Consider the following 217-nt stretch of genomic DNA (forward strand, 5'->3'; position numbering starts at 1 on the left):
GAGCTGGATAGCGCGGGGGTTGAGTTGGAGAAAGCCAAGGCTGGCTTAGAGAAGCTGTACAGTATCTTCCCGAACATGCTCCTGTGCGACTCTAACCACGGCTCTCTTATCTATCGCAGAGCGAAGGCGCACGGGCTGCCTGTTCAGTTCATCAAGAAGTACCGAGACATCCTGTTCCCAGAGCACGGTGCCCCTGGGTGGAGCTGGGGTGACGCTT

General features: G+C 57.1%; 1 protein-coding gene. It reads left to right on the forward strand.

Annotated elements, in window-relative coordinates; all coding sequences use genetic code 11:
* Positions 1-217, forward strand: a 217-nt coding sequence (locus ABFY71_RS19250; RefSeq protein ID WP_347947489.1) for a hypothetical protein, incomplete at both ends; no start/stop codon positions are given.

This window comes from Devosia alba, assembly GCF_039938915.1.
Classification (GTDB): domain Bacteria; phylum Pseudomonadota; class Alphaproteobacteria; order Rhizobiales; family Devosiaceae; genus Devosia; species Devosia alba.